Raw genomic sequence first — 17,909 nt, forward strand, 5'->3', positions numbered from 1 at the left:
CTAACCTTAGTCTTCCTGCGGAATCCGCAATACTTGACCCGGATAAATCTTGTCCGGGTGGCTCAGCATTGGTTTGTTCGCTTCGAAAATCTTCATGTAGTCATTGGCGCTACCAAGGGTTTTCTTCGCGATTGCGGACAGGTTGTCGCCTTTTTCCACAGTGTGGAAAACCGCGCCGTCGTCGCTGTCATCTTCGACTTCAGCAACACCTTCAACGTTACCAACAGCAAGAATGATCTTTTCACGGGCTTCCTTGGAAACCGCTTTGCCTTTGATTTTGACTTTGTCGCCTTCAACAGAAATGTCGAGACCTTCGGCGTCCAAACCAAGGTCCGCGACTTCTTTGTTCAGTGCTTCAGCAGTTGGTTCACCAGCAACATCTTTGCCAGATTTTTTCCAAAAATTAAACAGACCCATCTTTGTTCTCCCCTAAGAATGGTGTTCGTATTGGGGTGAACTTGGCGTTCTCGTCAGCATTCCTCAAGGGGAATTAATCCGTTTGTGCGCCATCCGTGAACTGTAGCTTTGCAAGCCGGGCATATAGTCCGCCTTGCGCTACCAAGTCATCATGGGTGCCAATCGCGGCAATTTTACCCTCTTCGAACACGATAATACGGTCTGCTTTCTTAACCGTCGCCAAACGGTGTGCCACGATCAAAGTTGTGCGGTCTTTGGAGAGCGTATCAACCGCGCTTTGCACCGCGCGCTCGGATTCAGCATCCAACGCACTTGTCGCTTCATCAAGCAACAACACCGGTGCGTCGCGCAAAATGGCGCGCGCAATGGCGACACGTTGTTTTTGCCCACCTGAAAGCATCACGCCACGCTCGCCGACGTAACTATCGTATCCTTCTGGCAGAGCTGTCAGGAAATCATGCGCTGCTGCGGCTTTTGCAGCGGCTTCAACCTCGGCGTCAGTCGCATCAGGGCGACCAAAGCGAATGTTCTCGCGCGCGGAGGCCGCGAAAATGACAGGGTCTTGGGGCACAAGCGCCATGTGGCGACGGAAGTCCGCACGATCCAGATCACGCAGATCATCGCCATCAATTGTAATACGCCCCGCGCTTGGGTCATAGAACCGCAACAGCAGTTGAATGATCGTTGTCTTACCAGCACCTGACGGCCCGACGAGAGCAACGGTCTCTCCCGGTTCGACAGTAAATGTCACCCCGTCTAGCGCCTGCACACCTGGGCGTGCTGGATACGTGAATACAACATCTTCAAATTCGATCTCGCCGCGACGGGTTGCAGGCGCAGGAAGCGCTTTGGCAGGATCGCTCACTGCGTCTTGGGTGTTTAGCAATTCGACCAAACGTTCCGTCGCACCAGCTGCGCGCTGAAGTTCCGACCAGATCTCGGTCAACGCACCAACTGCGCCAGCGACCATGATTGTATAGATCATGAACTGTACCAGTTCACCGACAGTAATGTTGCCCGCGCGAACGTCCGCAGCCCCCATCCAAAGGAACCCGACAATCGCGCTAAACGCCAAGAAGATGACGATCGCCGTCAGAATCGCGCGGGTCGTGATACGTTTGCGTGCCACTTGGAAGCTTTGCTCGGTGACGCGGTGAAAATTCTCACGGCTATGGCTTTCGTGTGTAAAGGCCTGCACCGTTTGCGCACTTAGCAGCTGTTCGGAAGCATCCCCGGAACTCTGTGCGATCCAGTCTTGGTTTTCCTTGCTCAAGCGACGCACTTTGCGCCCCAAAATGATGATCGGAAACACGATCAGCGGAATCGGCCAAAGCACCATCAATGACATCTTAACAGAGGTGAACAGCATCAACGCGATGCCACCCAATAAGATCAAAACATTGCGCAGCGCAACGGAGACCGAGCTGCCGATCACTGAAAGGATAACGGTGGTATCCGTTGTAATCCGACTCAGGACTTCTCCGGTCAATATCCGTTCAAAAAACGCAGGGCTCATAGAAATCATACGGTCAAAAACCGACACGCGAATATCAGCAACCACCCGTTCGCCTAATCGGGTAACGAAATAGTAGCGCAGCGCCGTACCGACTGCCAAAAGGGCCGCTAAACCAAGCGCCGCCGCGAAATACCCGTCCAACAGGCTTGGGTCGGCGATATCAAAATTGTCGACGACGCGGCGAACGGCAAGCGGCAACACCAATGACATCATCGCCGTGGTCACCAACGCGACACCCGCCAATGCGATCAACAAACCATACGGCTTCATGAACGGCCACAATGCGCCCAGCGCACCGATCTCCTTTGAACGTTCGCGTTCCATTTCAGCTTTTCTTGGGGCGTCGGCCATAACATATCCTTTGTTAAGGACACGACTTAATGGCGCGCGCAGGAGCACACAACCGCCCAGAACCAAGCATCTGTTCGGATGCGTCGTAATATCTCAATTTATCGGAAAGCCTTCTGGCTCCGAACCGCCTATTTCCACGCAGTTATCGGGCCAGAGCGCAGGAATGTACTTTCTGATGGAGGTTGGAGCGGGTGGGGGGAATCGAACCCCCATCTCCAGTTTGGAAAACTGGGGTCTTAACCATTACACAACACCCGCGACCAAGCACTTCCTATTTCAGGGAAATTGGGGCGTCAAGACATCGTCGGTCATGTTTCGACAATACCTGCGGAGGCCGACAAGAAACAGCAAAAGCGATCTTCAAAACTTTAGCTTCAATTGGCGGTCGATCTTGAGGTGAGATAACGCCGTACCGACGATTTCTTCCGCCTTCAATACAACCGTTGCCGCTGCACGTGCATCCTCACCCGCGTCATGATGGTGAAATTCGAGGCCAAGATGCTTTTTGAGATTCGCAAGCCCGTGCCCCCCTGCCCCCTTCAACTCAGGCCAAGCTTGACGGGCAACCGTCACACTGTTGGTCCAATGTGAAGTGATCATCGGCACACCGTAACGCACACAAGCCGACGTGAGCGCCTTTTCATCAAACGTGCTGTGTTGCACGAGGGAATGGGTGTTCAATAGATCAAATAAGCGAGCAAAGACTGTTGGAAACGTTTCCGCGCCCGCCACAGTTTCGGCTGAAATCCCATGCAGATCAGTATTGAATGGTTCAAACGGTTCTTCTGGGTCAATCAAAACAGAATAGGCCTGCACATCGCCCGTTTCACCAACAAAACAAAGCCCAATCTGACATATCCCACCGATCATTTTACCAGCTGTTTCTACATCTAGCGCGATGAAACGAAACGGGCCGGTCGGTAACGTCGTGAGATGTCCAAACTTGTTCAACATGTTCCTTGCTAGCTACCCGGCACTTTTCCATTCAACCGGGGTGACATAGACGATGTCGTCATCAACGCTGACCATTACATCCCCGTCCTGAATATTCACCTGCATCTGCATGGACCGATTTGCCAATGCGCTCAGTTCTCGGGTGGCGGTTTCGGCAAAGTTCATGACCTGAAGATTATCAAATCGCGTGGTGCTGTTCTTGATTTTCTCCCACCACATTTCTGCGGTCCTGCCACCGTAGCTACAAACGATAACCTTGTCGGATTTTCCGCAAGACTGGCGGACAACCTTTTCGCTAGGCAAACCTAGCGACACCCATAATTCCAACTCACCGCTCAGGCTTTTCTGCCAGATGTCCGGCTCATCGTCCGTTGAAATACCTTTTGTCATCTCCAAATGCTCATCCGCATTCAAAGCAAAGGCGAGGACGCGCACCATTAATCGTTCATCCGTCTCAGACGGATGCTTTGCCACAGTTAGTTTGTGGGTCTCGTAATAGTGGCGGTCCATGTCACAGACGGACAATTCAACTTTGTAGATCGTAGCTTTTTGCGCCATGTCATGCCCCAGACAATCGAAGATAGTGATGCCTAATGCTTATGCCCGTTTTCTGAAAGGATTTTCAAAGCCTGAGTATTATGTATGCCAAGAAAGCGTCCCGAAGCTTCTGCAACCGAGACGAACGGGTAGGACCTAAAACAAGTCGTTGGCCCCCGACGCCGTAGCCAGTAGGGTTCCGGCTATTCGAAATATCCGCTCGTCATTGAGGAAGCACTACAATGAAAACCTTGCAACACGCTTTCACACTCATCGCATCCTTCGCGCTTTGCTCTTCCGCGCAGGCCCAATCAGAGCACGAAACCCTGCTTTGCGAAGCCGCTGAGACTGGCCGCGTTGTCGAGGTTGTTTACGACGGAGACGAAGACAAAGACAAAGACTGCCTACCACGACTGGTTGACGTGCACCAAGTCGGGATCGGCAACAACGGGCAACTCTATATGCATGGTTGGCAGACGCGGGGCTGCACCAATGGGCGGGACTATGAATCCAAGCGGATTTTTCGCTTCGATCGGATCCAGTCGGTGGAAATTGTAGAAGGCGACTTCGGCGAGCGGTCCCGAGAGATCAAAGCCGAAGGCTGGGATGGGTGCATAGGTTCGAACTGTTTCATGGCCGAGAACATCTGCGAATAGATTTGCCGTTTCTCAGCCACTACTGACAGATCGGTAAAGGGCTGTAGTTCGGTGTTGGAAGCGAGGCCCGCCAATCTCGAATGATCGGCTCTAGCTGGCGTTTTGGCCAGAACTGCGGTGCACCGATTTGGCTCAAGCAGGAACTATTCCAATACAGACCTTCCGCAGCCGGTGAACGCCCATTGCTTACCGCTGACGCAACCGCACTGATATCACGCGACTCTGGGTAAATATAAAGTGACGTCCGGTTTCCATCGACCATTGAGATTATCTGCTGTGACACGTCTTCGGACCAAGTCGTGCATCCGTTGCTTCGCCCGCTGGTGTAATCAATCAATCGCCCGAAGCGCACGAAACCATCGTCGTCCGCGTGGGGACTGTTCGGTGCGCTCATCCGACATTGTGAACGTACAAACGCCGCCATATGCCCGCCAATCGCTCGATCCCTTGCGTTGGATGTCTCTCTCATTCCATCAAACACAAGGAACGTCCGGTTGAACGGCACCGTCTGGCCGCCTTGCCGAATATATCCCTTATGGGACGTGCGCGCCTCAGCCGTTAGGTACGACCCGCCCATTGTCAGGTTTGAGCCCAAGGCATTGCTGAAATGGCGTGCGCATTCGCGACCATTTGAGAAATCCGCCCCCGGAATGCTGCGTCCGTTTCCGTATCCGGACGACACAGCCCGGAACGTACCCTGTGCTTCGCAAATAATGTAATATCGTTGCGCAGGCGTTCCACGCGACGACGTGCTCGGCCGCGTCGCATCCATCGCCATATAGCATGGGTTTCGAACGCCAGCTCGCCGCACTTGCTGTCGATAAAGATCGCGTGCGCGCTCAAGAACTACAGGCGCAATCTGCCCTTCACCGGTCCCAACATGCCGTTGCAACCACGCGGGCACCTCCCGCGACAACGGCTGCGCAAAAGCGGGCGATTGTGCCGTACCTGCCAAAACCAGCACAAGCCAAAGGCTTTTAACAAACCGCTTCACCAGTAAACCACCCATGAGTGCCTCCAACCATGTCCACACGACAACACTAACAAAACCAAAATAGAACGGGAGTAATTTTTCCTGCCCTTTGTCAAAAAACGACGAACGACCGTATTGGTAACGCGGAAACTCAGAGCAACGCTATTGATAGCACACATCTACAGACCGGAAGTGTGAAGCAGGCTGGAATCGTGGATAATGCAGTCGGGTCGGCGAATATTATCGACGGGTCTGTTCAGGAAGCTGATCTTGCGGACGGGTCCGTTTCCGCGCGAACAATTCTCGCAGGAGCTGTGGACCAATCCCACCTTGCGGATAGCGTTTAGTTCATGTGGCCCCGGAAGGCTTGTGGCGACAGGTGTAATATGTTCGCCAGTTAACGTACGGGCGCATTCCGTGATGTAAAGTAATTTAAACAAGCCGAGGCTTGCTGACATCAGAGTTCCGGGTTCCGCCGGACTCATCACAAGGTTCAATTGTCCGTTGGCGCGTGCAATTTCCATCTAGCACGGTCCGATCAGTGGTTTGAAATCGGACAGTCGCTCCAGGCCCAACGAAAGGGTTTCAGCACATGAAAAGGCAAAATAGGTGGAAGGAACGGGCCGTGCGCGTAGGCCATTGCCAGTTCCATTTCCACGCCAGGACGATCCGCTTCGGCATACATTGCGTCCCAGATCCGAAAATAGGTTTCCGCACGGACACTGATCTCTTCTTCACCTACCAAGGACGCTGAAAGACCTACGCGACGCAGTACTTTCTCAGGCGTGATACCAAGTATCGCGCTCATTTGTTTTAGGTAGCCACCTATTGGATACCGCGTTGCCATCCTGTTTCTCCGGTCTAATACCCTGTCATTTATGACCTTAGCCGATGCACGACTTCCATACTTCTAGATGATTTTGGCACGATGCAGTACCTGTTTGGCACCTATCGACAATTCCCTTTCTTGCGTGTCTCGTTACATTGGACCCAACAACGGCCAGGAGGCGGCGCAATGCGACTTACCGTAAATGGAACTGAGCACGAGGTGGACGTCACATCAGACATGCCGTTGCTTTGGGTGCTTCGTGACGAGTTGAACATCACTGGCCCCAAGTATGGATGCGGAATTGCCCAATGCGGTGCATGTACTGTGCATGTCGACGGGTTTGCTGTTCGGTCCTGCCAACTTGCAGTAGGTGACCTCGCAGGGGGGCATGTCACGACGATCGAAGGTCTCGCATCACCCGAAGGCCTACACGCCGTTCAAGAGGCGTGGATAGAGCATCAAGTTGCGCAATGCGGGTACTGTCAATCAGGCCAGATCATGCAGGCCGCATCGTTTCTTGAAACCAATCCTGAGCCGACGGATGAAGACATCGATGCTGCCATGTCAGCAAACCTGTGTCGCTGTGGAACATACCCCCGCATTCGCGCAGCGGTACATGCTGCCGCGAAGAAACTGCAGGAGGCCTAGGTCATGGCAAGTGTCGGAAAAATCGCTAGGCGTACGTTCCTGATCGGCTCCGCTGCGATCGCAGGGGGCGTCGCCTTTGGAACCTATATGGTCAAACGCCCGATCCCCAATCCATTGCTGGACGATCTTGCTGATGGCGAAGCTGCCATTACGCCGTTCGTGAAAATCGCGGCGGAAGGTGTCACATTGATCACGCCACGCGCCGACAAGGGACAGGGTGCGTACTCGATCCAAGCGTATCTGATCGCAGAAGAACTCGACATTGACCCAAAGGACACGATCCGCACACCAGGGCTGCCTGGCCCTGCATATTACAATGCGGCTGTCATGACAGAAGGGTCTCCGCTGCCCGCCTATGACGAAAGCGCCACCGCAGAAACTATTCGCTCTGTGCTGCGCGTTATACCAAAGCTCTTTGCGCTTCAGATGACCGGCGGCTCATCTACCGTGCCAGACATGTACGACAAACTACGCCACGCTGGCGCTGTTGCGCGTGAGACGTTGAAAGAAGCCGCTGCCATACGCACCGGTTTCGCGCGCGCGCAATTAACGACTGAAAACGGACATGTGGTTACACCGGATGGTGACAAAATCGCCTATACGGACCTCGCGGTTGAGGCCGCAGAGATTGATCCCATCACAGATGTTGAATTGCGCGACCCAAAAGACTGGCGCTACCTTGGCAAGCCCGGCCTGACACGCATCGACATGGAACCGAAATGTACGGGCGCCGAGAAATACGGCATTGATCTAAACTTCGATGGGATGCTCTTTGCATCAATCTGTGCAAACCCCGGTATCGGGGGCGCACTTGAAAGCTTTGATGCGTCCGCCGCTGAAAGCATGCCGGGTGTTCAAAGCATCATCGAGGTCAAAGCGGGCAACGCAGGCGTCGCTGTTATCGCCAGCAACACATGGTACGCATTTCAGGCTGTTAACGCGATTGAATGTGAATGGGGGGCGCCGGCATATCCGGCGACCAGCGCCGAAATATTTGCGAACCTCGAAGCGGCAGTGAACAAAGAAGATAACTTCGACCATCGGCAACGTGATGAAGGCGACGTGGACGCCGCGCTAGCCGAAGGTGAGGTTTTTGAGGCGCAGTATCGCATTCCATTTTTGGCCCATGCGCCGATGGAACCGATGAATGCGATTGTTAAGGTCACTGACGAAAAGGTCGAAATATGGACTGGGACGCAAATTCCACTCTTCATCAAAAACCGCGTCGCACAGAACCTCGGGATCGAGGCAGAGAACGTCTTTGTCTATGTGCAACCCATGGGGGGGAGTTTTGGCCATAAGCTAGAAATGACCCACGTCGAACAGGCCGCGGAAGTGGCGGCTTCGGTGAAAGGTACGCCTGTAAAATTCACATGGTCACGCGAAGAAGACATGACCCACGATTACCCGCGGCCAGCATCCGTGATGCATGCGCGCGGTAAGATCAAAGATGGCAAGGTTGATACGTTTGACGTTTCGGTCTCCCAATCGGCGATGGCACCAGGTTGGTTCGGCCGGCTAACCGGAATAGGAATTCCAGGACCGGACGCAACAATCACGACAGGATCATGGGATCAGCCCTTTGCAATTCCTAACTACCGCGTCACGGGCTACCGCGCCCCTGATATGGTGCCGGTATCGTCTTGGCGCTCAGTTGGTGCATCCGGCAATGGTTTCTATCATGACACGTTCCTTGATGAGCTGATCCACAAAGCGGGCGCCGACCCTATGGAAGAACGGCTGCGTCTCTGTTTGCACGAGCAATCGCGCAAAGTCCTAGAAGAAGTTGCTGAACTTTCTGGATGGGACGGGCCATCCATGGGCGAAGACAAAGGCCGCGGCGTTGCCTTTTGTCTTTCCTTTGGCGTGCCAACTGCGCAGGTGATCGAAGTGACGAACACGGATCGCGGCATCAGAATAGACAAAGCATTTATCGTCGCGGATGTCGGTCGCGTTTTGGACCCGATGAACGCAGAGGCCCAACTAACCGGCGGCATGATCTATGCCCTCAGCCACGCGATCAATTCCGAACTAACCTACGAGAATTATGGACCGGTCCAGAACAATTACCATGCGTACGAAGGCCTTCGGCTTTATCAGACACCCCAAATTGAGGTTAGGATTCTCGAAAACATGTCAGGCATTCGTGGTGTCGGTGAACCGGGTGTACCACCTGCGGCTCCAGCACTCGGCAACGCGATTTTCGCGGCCACGGGCCAGCGCATTCGTGAGATGCCGTTCAACAAGCATATTGATTTCATCTGAGGAATGTCGCGATGACCACCAGACTTATAGTAGCCTCGCTGACAATCGCGGCGTCAGTTGTTTTCGCCGAAGTTGAAATCTCGCCGCCAGAAAGTGCAACCCAGGCCGAAGGATTGGACGCGTGGTCTCGTATCTTTGATGTCGCAAGCCATCCCCGTTGCGCGAACTGCCACACAGGACCGTCTGATCGACCAATGTGGTCAGGCCCGACGTACGGCACGACACGCCCGCACGGGATGAACATTCAGGCCGGCGACAGCCGTATGGGTGTTGAGTATCTACAATGCTCGACGTGCCATACGACAAAGGACACGGATTGGGACAATGCGAACCTGATGCCACACGCCGCCCCTCGCGTTGCTATGGGCTGGGCTCTAGCCCCTGTTGAGGCCGACTGGTTCGGAAAGACAAGCGATGAAATCTGCGCCCAGCTTCGAGATCCGGACTTGAACGGCGGTCGCGACATGTTGGAAATTGCAGAACATCTGAACCATGATCTGATCCTTCATTGGGCATGGAATCCGGGCGGGGGCCGCGAACCTGCGCCCTACAGCCTGCAGGAACATGTCGATGACATCCTAATCTGGGGCGTAGCTGGAATGCCCTGCCCGGAAAGCTAAGGAGAACGACATGTACGTAGGTATAGCTGGTGGCTTGCTTGTCTTCACGGGAATTTGGCATGCAACTGAATGGATCATGGACGGCCGTCGTCGCGACACTTGGGCGCTTGTTCCCTTTGGACTTCTCTACTTGGTCTTTGGGTATCTGTTGGTCACTCTCTTCGGAGGCACGACTATTCAAGTCCTCGCGCTGATTGCTGCTGCGATTGGCGGCGGTATTGCGTTTATGCGCCGGACTCACATCGAAGTGCGCAAATGGGTCATTTGGAGCATCATTGCGATCGATTTAATGATCGTCGTTGCGCTGGTGTTTGCGCTATTGGGTTAACTTAATCCGCAGTTCCATTCGCAAAAATACCTCCCTACAATCTGTTCCTTTGAAGGCGGGAAATGTACGGCGGTTCTCGCCCCGGGGTATTCTGGAAGGAAACACGATGAGCATTTTCGCGTCCGATCCGCGTGGTCTTCTAACCAAGCTGTTCGGCGAAGCAGTTTCCGCTGCCGACCCTATGCGGATTGTCGCCGCCCATTTGCCGGAGCGCCCAAAGGGGCGATTGCTGATCATCGGCGCGGGCAAGGCCAGTGCGCGAATGGCAGAGGCCGTAGAAGAGCATTATGGTCCATGTGAAGGGCTTGTGGTCACGCGCTACGGATATGAGCGACCGACGCAAGGCATTGAAATTGTTCAGGCGTCACACCCCGTACCAGACGCCGCGGGTGAGGCCGCGACACGTCGCATGTTCGATTTGGTTTCGGGTTTAGGCCCTGACGATCACGTCATCGCCCTGATTTCTGGCGGCGGCTCTGCACTGCTTTGCGCCCCCGCGGAAGGCCTAACGCTTGAAGATAAAATGGCGGTGAATACTGCGCTGCTCGCATCGGGCGCGCCGATCGGGGAAATGAATGTCGTTCGAAAACACCTTAGTCGTGTGAAGGGCGGGCAACTCGCCGCTGCGTGCGACCCCGCACGACTTTTAACCTTGCTGATTTCTGATGTTCCTGGCGATGACCCAAGCGAAATTGCATCTGGGCCCACGGTTGGGAACACCACCACAGCACAAGACGCGCTCGCGATTATAAAGCAGCGTGGCATTGATTTACCTGCTCGTGTTGCTAACGTCCTTGCTGGCCAAAACCATGTTGTTCCCCCTGATGATCCGCGCCTAAAAAGAGCCGAAACAAAAATTATCGCCGCGCCGTCGCTTTCACTTGGGGTGGCTGCTGCCATCGCTGAGAAAGCTGGCCTAGATGTGCGGCTACTCGGAGACGCTATCGAAGGAGAAGCGCGCGACCTTGGCCAAACCCAGGCCCGGCTTGCGATGACGCTGCAATCGGAAATGACGACGAACGACAAGCCGATCCTGCTGTTGTCCGGTGGGGAATGCACCGTCACGCGGCGTGGCGACGGCGTTGGTGGCCCGAATGCTGAGTTCGTGTTGTCGGCGGCATTGGCCCTCAATGGAAAAGCAGGCATCCATGTTCTCGCCTGCGATACCGATGGTGTCGACGGCGCCGCCGAAGTCGCAGGCGCATATGCTGGGCCGGACACCATCGCGAAGGCAGAGCTCGCTGGTGTTTCGCTTCAGGTTTCCCTCAACCGCAACGACGCGCACTCATTCTTTGCCGCGATTGAAGGGCAAATCGTGACGGGCCCAACGCTGACGAACGTGAACGATTTCAGGGCGATTTTGGTGTTCCCTAGAAGCTAGACCACTGACCTATTTCGCATATCTAAAACCGCTTAGCGGTCACCTAATCGTTCATCATGGGAGCGCTAGAATTTCCGCAAGGACCGAAACCGCGAGAACGCTGCTATCGCGCACGGAGGGGATCAGCCCTATAGGGCCGCGTATCTTTTCGATATTTTCGGCGGCCACACCCAGTTGGCTCAACTCGGCGCGCCTCGTTTCACTGGCCTGCAAGCTACCCTGACACCCGACGTAGAATGTCTGCTGATCGAGGAGTTCGCTCAGGATCGGGGCTTCCCATTCGTGGTCGTGAAAGAAGAACAACACGGCTGTTCTATCGTCCAGTGACACATATTCCGGACAGATCGAGCTTCGGATTTCATGCATGTCCCAGCCCTGAACGGGGGGTATGCCAAGTGTTTCCGCGTCGGGCGAGATCAATGCGCCATGATAGCCGAGCGATTGGACCAGCCGCGTGAATGTCGTCGCTTCAGGACCTTTCCCGAACACCACGAACCGCAGGGGCGGCGTAAGGTGCAATGTAAAGTTATCGCCAGCGATGCCTGTTTGGGAAAGCTGGTCCTGTGAGATGCGGCCGCTGTCCATCGCGATGGACAGATCAATTGGCTGCCGGTCTGTCACCACCTTGGCGATTAAGGACAGTTCGCTGGGCTGCGGCTGGGGCAACAGCAAAATCTCAAGCCCACCGCCGCAGGGCAATTGAATATCAACATAGGGCGATCCCCGTCCATATAGAATGCGGCGCGGGGTGCTGTCGGCCCGCGTCTGTTCTGCATGCAGGGCAAGGTCAGACTCGATACAACCCGATGACAGGCTGCCGATCCGGTTGCCATCATCCGCGAAAACCATCGACGCCCCGACCGATCGATAAGACGGCCCCTCGGTTCGAATAACTAAGGCCAACACGCCCAAGACCTCACCCACGGCCAACGCGAGTAGCGGGTCACGTGTGTCAGGTTGAGCAGAGTTGATTGCGGTCATGTGCATTAGCGCTGCTTTCGCTGGGATATGAAAGCGGTGTGAACGCATGTCTTCCAGCGTTCACACCCGTTTTCTTCGGCCTAAGAACAAGCCTGTACAGCGCGCCGTGTTAACACGCCAACGAGATGCGCACGGTACTCTGCTGACCCATGTAGGTCCGAGATAAGATCACCTGCATCGACCGCCAGCCCCTCAAGAGCATCGGCTGAAAAATTGGCGTTTAGGGCGGCTTCCGCCTCGCTCCAGCGGAACACGCCACCATTGGACGCCCCCGTGACGGCCACGCGCACTGTGTCGCCGAACTTGGCGACAAAGACACCGACCAATGCGAAGCGGGAAGCAGGCTGATCGAACTTCTGATAGTTCGCCGCATCGGGGATAGGGAAGTTCACGCCGGTTACGATCTCGCCTTCCTCCAGCGCGGTTTCGAATAGATCAACGAAGTAGTCATCCGCCGAAATCTCACGCGTGTTGGTGACGACTGTCGCACCTGACCCAAGCACGCCCGCCGGGTAGCAAGCCGCCGGATCATTGTTGGCGATCGAGCCGCCAATGGTACCACGGTTACGCACCGCTGGATCGCCGATGTTGCCAGCCAATGCGGCCAGTGCGGGATAGGCAGAAGCCTCATCAGCAACTTGCCCGTGGGTCGTCGCGCCGCCAATGCTAAGCGTGCCAGAGGCGGCGTTGACGCCGACCAACTCACTTAACCCGCTGAGTTTCACCAAGGTTTCCGGTGCCGCCAGCCGTTGTTTCATTGTCGGCAATAGCGTTTGCCCGCCGCCCAGCGCCTGCGCTCCATCCGCTTTCATTGCGGTGGATGCTTCATCGACTGACGTTGGGATTACCAAATCAAAATCATACATAATTTATGTCCTTATTCTGCGGCGAAAGAACGGGTGTTCCCTGTTCTTTCGCCAACGAGAGATCATTTGTTCATAGCCGCCCAAACGCGCGACGGAGAGACAGGCATGTCGATGTGATCGACATCATGCCCCCCACGCACCAGCGCATCGACAACGGCATTCACAATGGTCGGAGGAGAGCCAATCGCACCCGCTTCACCGCAGCCTTTTGACCCGATTGGGTTGTGGGTGCAGCGCGTTGCGTGGCTGTGATCGACCACCAGATTTGGCAGATCGTCGGCCCGTGGCATCGCATAATCCATAAGCGAACCGGACAGAAGCTGGCCGTTCTTGTCATAAACGCTGTTTTCCAACAGCGCCTGCCCGATACCTTGCGCCAATCCGCCTTGCACTTGGCCCGTCACGATCATCGGGTTCACGACAACCCCGAAGTCATCCAGCGCGACCATAGAACAGATGGTCACCTTTCCAGTTTCAGGATCAACCTCGACCTCGCTGGCATAGGCGCCAGACGGATAGGTGAAGTTGGCCGGATCGTAAAAGGCGGTTTCTTCTAGCCCCGGTTCAAGTTCCTCGATCGGGTAGTCGTGCGGGATGTAGGCCTTTAGCGCCACATCGCCGAAGCCAACGTTCTTGTTGGTGCCTTTGATCGAAAAGACGCCGTCGTTGAACTCGATGTTCTCCGGTTTGTCTTCGAGCATATGCGCCGCAATCGCCGTCGCTTTGACGATGATCTTTTCCGTGGCGCGGAACACCGCCGAGCCACAGACCGCAAGGCTACGAGACCCATAGGTACCCATCCCGAAGGGGATTTTCGACGTATCACCATGCACGATATCAACCGACAGTGCATCGACACCCAACATGTCCGCAACGATCTGCGGGAAGGCAGTTTCATGACCTTGGCCGTGGCTGTGCGCCCCCACCATCACGGAGATATTGCCCGTCGGGTTCACCCGAACCGTCGCCGCGTCATAAAGGCCAACGCGCGCGCCAAGGATACCAACAAGGTTGGACGGCGCGATGCCGCAAGCCTCGATATAGGCATTAATGCCCAAGCCCCGAAGTTTGCCGTTCTTGGCGCTTTCTGCGCGGCGCGCTTCGAACCCAGCAAGGTCGGCAGTCTTTTCCAGCCCATCCATCAACGCGTCGTAATCGCCGCTATCGTATTCAAGACCCGCCGCCGAGGCGTAGGGGTATTGATCCTTCTTTATGAAGTTCTTGCGGCGGATTTCGACAGGGTCCATCCCGAGTTCACGGGCGCATTTGTCGATGACCCGTTCGAGAGAATAGGTCGCCTCTGGCCGCCCTGCGCCGCGATAGGCATCGACGGGGGCGGTGTTGGTGAACACGGCCTTCACGTTCACATAGACGTTGGGAACCGTATAGTTCCCCGCCATCAACGTGCCATGCAAGAAGGTCGGCGTAACTGTCGCAAAGTTCGACAGATAGGCACCGACATTGGCCATGGTTTCTGTACGGAAGGCGATGAAGGTGCCGTCCTTTTCGGTGGCCAGTTCGATCTTGGTGACGTGATCGCGCCCATGGGCATCGGCAAGAAAAGATTCCGTGCGCGTTGCTGTCCACTTCACCGGACGACCCAGTTTCTTAGCCGCGGCAAGAACCAACGCCTCTTCGCTGTAGTGATAGATTTTCGAGCCAAACCCGCCGCCCACATCAGGGGCGAGCACGGTCAGTTTGTTTTCGGGAATACCAAGGACAAAGGCCGCGATCAGAAGCCGCGACAGGTGCGGGTTTTGCGAGGTGGTTGTCAGTTTATAATCACCCGTGCCCGGATCGTATTCGCCAATGGACGCGCGTGGCTCCAAGGCATTTGGCACAAGACGGTTGTTGACCAATTCCAACGTAGTCACGTGTGGCGCGGCTTTAATAGCCTCGTCCGTGGCAGCGCGGTTGTCTTCGATCCAACCCCAATCAAAACAGGTGTTGGTTTCGATCTCGTCGTGAACCAGCGAACCAGAACCAGCGACAGCCGACGCCATGTCGATCACCGCATCGAGTTCTTCGATATCCGCCTCAATCGCCTCAACAGCATCCAAAGCCTGTTCCAGCGTTTCGGCCACAACAGCCGCGTAAGCATCGCCCACATGACGCACTTTGCCGTGGGCCAAGACGGGCCGCTTGGGTTCCTTCATCGGCTCGCCGTCGCGGCTCACGATGGCCCAACCGGCGGGGTTGCCGCCGACTTCGACGAAATCCTCGCCCGTGAAGGTCGCCAAAACGCCGGGCATCTCAGCGGCGGCGCTCATGTCGACACTATTGATCTTGCCGTTCGCCACTTGGCTGCGGGCGAAGGCGCAATAGGATGTGTTTTGGGGCGTGAAATCGTCTGTGTATTTCCCGCGACCCGTCAGAAACCGCGTGTCTTCGCGGCGTTTGGTTGGTGCACCAATTCCTCCGTCTGGCATTTGGTATCCTCCCTATTCTGCGGCAATCGAGGGGACGTCTTGTCCGCTCGCTGCCATGATTGCGTTCACGATGCCCTGGTATCCGGTGCATCGGCAGATGTTCCCTTCAAGGTAGTCGCGAATTTCGGCCTCAGATGGCTTTGGGTTCACCTTGAGCAGTTCCGCCGCGCTCATCACCATGCCGGGCGTGCAAAAGCCGCACTGCAATCCGTGGTGATCCTGAAACGCTTGCTGGATCACGTTTAGCGATCCATCCGCGTTTGCCTGCCCTTCGATGGTGTCGACTGTGGCCCCGTCCAGCTCTGCCGCGAAGACAGAACAGGATTTCACCGCCTTGCCGTTCACATGCACTACGCAGGCGCCGCACTGGCTGGTGTCGCAGCCGATGTGCGTGCCCGTCAGATACAAGTTTTCACGCAGCGCTGTCGATAGCAGAGTGCGGTTTTCCACCTCTGTCGACGTCTCGCGCCCGTTAATGTTCATGGTAATCTTTGGCATCTTTTCCTCCCTAGAAAATGGCTAAGATAGCAGCGCTATGATTTGAACATGCGCCCGATCCATCCCTTTTTTGTCTCTTTCTGATCTGCGACTTCGGCGACTTCTTCGAGTTCTGGTTCCAGTCCCTCTTGAAATCTCTCAAAGAATTGGCCCGCCAATTTCTTGGCAAACCCGTCGATGATCCGACTGCCAAGTTGGGCGAGCTTGCCGCCAACCTTCGCATCGACATCGTATTCCAGCAGTGTGCCGCCATCTATATCGCTAAGCCGAACGTCCGCCGAACCAGAGGCGAAACCAGCCGGCCCGCCTTTGCCTTGCCCCGACAATCTCAGGCTCTCGCCCTCAACAACATCAGAGATCGTTACCTCGCCTTTGAACTTTGCTTTAACAGGGCCGACTTTTTGTACGACAACGGCTTCGAACCCGTCTTCGGGCGACCCGGTCAATTCTTCACAACCCGGAATGCAGGCCTTCAGAACTTCAGGTTTCAAGATCGCATCCCAAACGGTCTGACGTTCAGCTGCGATCTCTCGTTGGTCGGATAAATTCATTGCGGTCCTCCCAGTCCATCAATGGCACCTCGAAGTAGGCAGAGCAGCAAATCTGAAGAGGTTTGGGAAGTGGCCGGCCCATTATCCTTGCCGGTAAGTGTCGCACATCTGAGACAGGCGGCGTGCTATTCGCTCAATCCCAGCCGTTTCATGCGTCGATAGAGCGTCGCACGCGACACCGCGAGATCGCGCGCTGCGACGCTAACGTTGTTGTTTGCGCGCACCAACGCACGGACAACCGCAGCGCGTTCCGCCTTTTCAAACCCAACCGGACCGTCGCCGCGCCCGAACAAATCGCTGGCAGGCATTGGCGTGAATTTGCCCTGCACCTCAAGCCCGTAGGTCTTGCGTGCGCCGCGGGTGGCACCAACAACCACGTCGTCGGCATCGACTGCCAATAGCATGGAACTAGACGCGTCTTCGTGGTCGGCAACCACGATGCGGGCCTTTGCATAGCTGGCGCGGAAATTGTCGGCCTCAACTGCGCGCGCGATCTGTCCTACCATTTCTGCAATAAGGCCATTGATCGTCTGGGTTTGGTCCGCCCTTGCTGACGAAACATCAAGGGCAGCAATCAATTGCCCGTCCGAGCCAAAGATCGGAGCATCGATACAGCTCATTGCGGTATTGCGTGCCATGAAGTGTTCGTTGCGATGGATCGTAATCGCGCGTTCTTCGGTGATACAGGTGCCAATTCCATTGGTGCCTTCGGCCGCTTCGCTCCATACCGCGCCAAGCCCAAGACCCCAACCTTCAAAGACTGTTTTGTCCGCGTCTGAAAACCGATGATCCACGACGACACCATCGCAGTCCGTCAAAACAACGCCGCAGCCCGAACTTCCTACCAGCTCGAAAAGGCGGTCTAACTTCGGGGCTGCGATATCCATAACACGGCCCAAAGCTTCGCGGCGCTGAGCGACATCATGACTTGAAAGGCAGTCCTGCGAAGCATCATGGGACGGGTCCAACCCATGCGAGAGCATCGAGCGGCGCCAAGACGCCGCCAGCCGGGACCGCGCGGCGGCCGACTTCGATTGTATCGATGCGATAACAGCATCAACATGAGTTGTAGGCAATGCGGCCAAGGTGTGGATCTCCCACTGCAATCA

General features: G+C 55.5%; 19 protein-coding genes and 1 tRNA gene. 7 read left to right on the forward strand and 13 right to left on the reverse strand.

The genetic code is table 11. The annotated features are described in order from the left end of the window. Positions 1 to 6 precede the first annotated feature (6 nt). The 5 genes from lysM to OCA8868_RS09730 form a co-directional block, all read right to left on the reverse strand. On the reverse strand, positions 7 to 417 hold the full coding sequence (gene lysM, locus OCA8868_RS09710) for a peptidoglycan-binding protein LysM (protein ID WP_093996388.1): 411 nt from the start codon (positions 415 to 417) through the stop codon (positions 7 to 9). Positions 418 to 490: 73 nt separating this feature from the next. Beyond that, positions 491 to 2,284 (reverse strand): ABC transporter transmembrane domain-containing protein, encoded by a 1,794-nt coding sequence (locus OCA8868_RS09715; RefSeq protein WP_093996389.1) that lies wholly within the window; start codon positions 2,282 to 2,284, stop codon positions 491 to 493. Positions 2,285 to 2,467: 183 nt separating this feature from the next. Further along, a tRNA-Gly gene (locus OCA8868_RS09720) sits at positions 2,468 to 2,542 on the reverse strand. Between the two features lie 102 nt (positions 2,543 to 2,644). Beyond that, the gene (locus tag OCA8868_RS09725) at positions 2,645 to 3,238 is read right to left on the reverse strand and encodes an exonuclease domain-containing protein (RefSeq protein ID WP_093996390.1); all 594 of its coding nucleotides are present in this window, start codon (positions 3,236 to 3,238) and stop codon (positions 2,645 to 2,647) included. A 12-nt stretch (positions 3,239 to 3,250) separates the two neighbouring features. Further along, the gene (locus OCA8868_RS09730) at positions 3,251 to 3,796 is read right to left on the reverse strand and encodes a YaeQ family protein (protein ID WP_093996391.1); all 546 of its coding nucleotides are present in this window, start codon (positions 3,794 to 3,796) and stop codon (positions 3,251 to 3,253) included. Between the two features lie 221 nt (positions 3,797 to 4,017). Between OCA8868_RS09730 and OCA8868_RS09735 the strand changes: the two genes are divergently transcribed. After that, positions 4,018 to 4,431 carry a WYL domain-containing protein gene (locus OCA8868_RS09735; RefSeq protein ID WP_093996392.1) on the forward strand — a complete coding sequence of 138 codons (414 nt, stop codon included), beginning with the start codon at positions 4,018 to 4,020 and terminating at the stop codon, positions 4,429 to 4,431. Between the two features lie 19 nt (positions 4,432 to 4,450). Here OCA8868_RS09735 and OCA8868_RS09740 read toward each other — a convergent pair whose 3' ends face one another. Then, the gene (locus OCA8868_RS09740; RefSeq protein WP_093996393.1) at positions 4,451 to 5,440 is read right to left on the reverse strand and encodes a murein L,D-transpeptidase catalytic domain-containing protein; all 990 of its coding nucleotides are present in this window, start codon (positions 5,438 to 5,440) and stop codon (positions 4,451 to 4,453) included. A gap of 176 nt (positions 5,441 to 5,616) precedes the next feature. Between OCA8868_RS09740 and OCA8868_RS16895 the strand changes: the two genes are divergently transcribed. Beyond that, positions 5,617 to 5,751 carry a hypothetical protein gene (locus OCA8868_RS16895; protein ID WP_281253613.1) on the forward strand — a complete coding sequence of 45 codons (135 nt, stop codon included), beginning with the start codon at positions 5,617 to 5,619 and terminating at the stop codon, positions 5,749 to 5,751. Between the two features lie 191 nt (positions 5,752 to 5,942). Here the strand turns inward: OCA8868_RS16895 and OCA8868_RS09745 are convergent, their stop codons facing one another. Beyond that, positions 5,943 to 6,212, reverse strand: coding sequence for a hypothetical protein (locus OCA8868_RS09745; protein ID WP_179214834.1), 270 nt, complete (start codon positions 6,210 to 6,212; stop codon positions 5,943 to 5,945). A gap of 207 nt (positions 6,213 to 6,419) precedes the next feature. Between OCA8868_RS09745 and OCA8868_RS09750 the strand changes: the two genes are divergently transcribed. The 5 genes from OCA8868_RS09750 to OCA8868_RS09770 all read left to right on the forward strand — a co-directional run bounded on the left by OCA8868_RS09750 (position 6,420) and on the right by OCA8868_RS09770 (position 11,475). Then, the gene (locus OCA8868_RS09750) at positions 6,420 to 6,881 is read left to right on the forward strand and encodes a (2Fe-2S)-binding protein (protein ID WP_093996395.1); all 462 of its coding nucleotides are present in this window, start codon (positions 6,420 to 6,422) and stop codon (positions 6,879 to 6,881) included. Between the two features lie 3 nt (positions 6,882 to 6,884). Further along, a complete protein-coding gene (locus OCA8868_RS09755; RefSeq protein ID WP_093996396.1) occupies positions 6,885 to 9,146 on the forward strand; it encodes a xanthine dehydrogenase family protein molybdopterin-binding subunit in 2,262 nt (753 codons plus the stop codon). A gap of 11 nt (positions 9,147 to 9,157) precedes the next feature. Continuing rightward, the gene (locus OCA8868_RS09760) at positions 9,158 to 9,766 is read left to right on the forward strand and encodes a hypothetical protein (RefSeq protein ID WP_093996397.1); all 609 of its coding nucleotides are present in this window, start codon (positions 9,158 to 9,160) and stop codon (positions 9,764 to 9,766) included. 10 nt (positions 9,767 to 9,776) lie between these two features. Beyond that, on the forward strand, positions 9,777 to 10,094 hold the full coding sequence (locus tag OCA8868_RS09765) for a hypothetical protein (protein ID WP_093996398.1): 318 nt from the start codon (positions 9,777 to 9,779) through the stop codon (positions 10,092 to 10,094). 106 nt (positions 10,095 to 10,200) lie between these two features. Then, positions 10,201 to 11,475 carry a glycerate kinase type-2 family protein gene (locus OCA8868_RS09770; protein ID WP_093996399.1) on the forward strand — a complete coding sequence of 425 codons (1,275 nt, stop codon included), beginning with the start codon at positions 10,201 to 10,203 and terminating at the stop codon, positions 11,473 to 11,475. Between the two features lie 54 nt (positions 11,476 to 11,529). Here the strand turns inward: OCA8868_RS09770 and OCA8868_RS09775 are convergent, their stop codons facing one another. From OCA8868_RS09775 to OCA8868_RS09800, 6 genes are all read right to left on the reverse strand, one after another. Beyond that, complete coding sequence (locus tag OCA8868_RS09775; RefSeq protein ID WP_179214835.1) at positions 11,530 to 12,456, reverse strand: XdhC family protein; 927 nt, start codon at positions 12,454 to 12,456, stop codon at positions 11,530 to 11,532. An 80-nt stretch (positions 12,457 to 12,536) separates the two neighbouring features. Beyond that, entirely contained in the window at positions 12,537 to 13,322 is a 786-nt protein-coding gene (locus OCA8868_RS09780; RefSeq protein ID WP_093996401.1) for an FAD binding domain-containing protein, read from the reverse strand. Between the two features lie 62 nt (positions 13,323 to 13,384). Continuing rightward, on the reverse strand, positions 13,385 to 15,751 hold the full coding sequence (locus tag OCA8868_RS09785) for a xanthine dehydrogenase family protein molybdopterin-binding subunit (RefSeq protein ID WP_093996402.1): 2,367 nt from the start codon (positions 15,749 to 15,751) through the stop codon (positions 13,385 to 13,387). A gap of 12 nt (positions 15,752 to 15,763) precedes the next feature. Continuing rightward, positions 15,764 to 16,249 carry a (2Fe-2S)-binding protein gene (locus OCA8868_RS09790; protein WP_093996403.1) on the reverse strand — a complete coding sequence of 162 codons (486 nt, stop codon included), beginning with the start codon at positions 16,247 to 16,249 and terminating at the stop codon, positions 15,764 to 15,766. A gap of 35 nt (positions 16,250 to 16,284) precedes the next feature. Then, a complete protein-coding gene (locus tag OCA8868_RS09795) occupies positions 16,285 to 16,800 on the reverse strand; it encodes an SRPBCC family protein (protein WP_093996404.1) in 516 nt (171 codons plus the stop codon). Between the two features lie 125 nt (positions 16,801 to 16,925). Then, on the reverse strand, positions 16,926 to 17,885 hold the full coding sequence (locus OCA8868_RS09800; RefSeq protein ID WP_245848165.1) for a GAF domain-containing protein: 960 nt from the start codon (positions 17,883 to 17,885) through the stop codon (positions 16,926 to 16,928). Between the last annotated feature and the right edge of the window lie 24 nt (positions 17,886 to 17,909).

This window comes from Octadecabacter ascidiaceicola (assembly GCF_900185015.1).
Lineage (GTDB): Bacteria > Pseudomonadota > Alphaproteobacteria > Rhodobacterales > Rhodobacteraceae > Octadecabacter > Octadecabacter ascidiaceicola.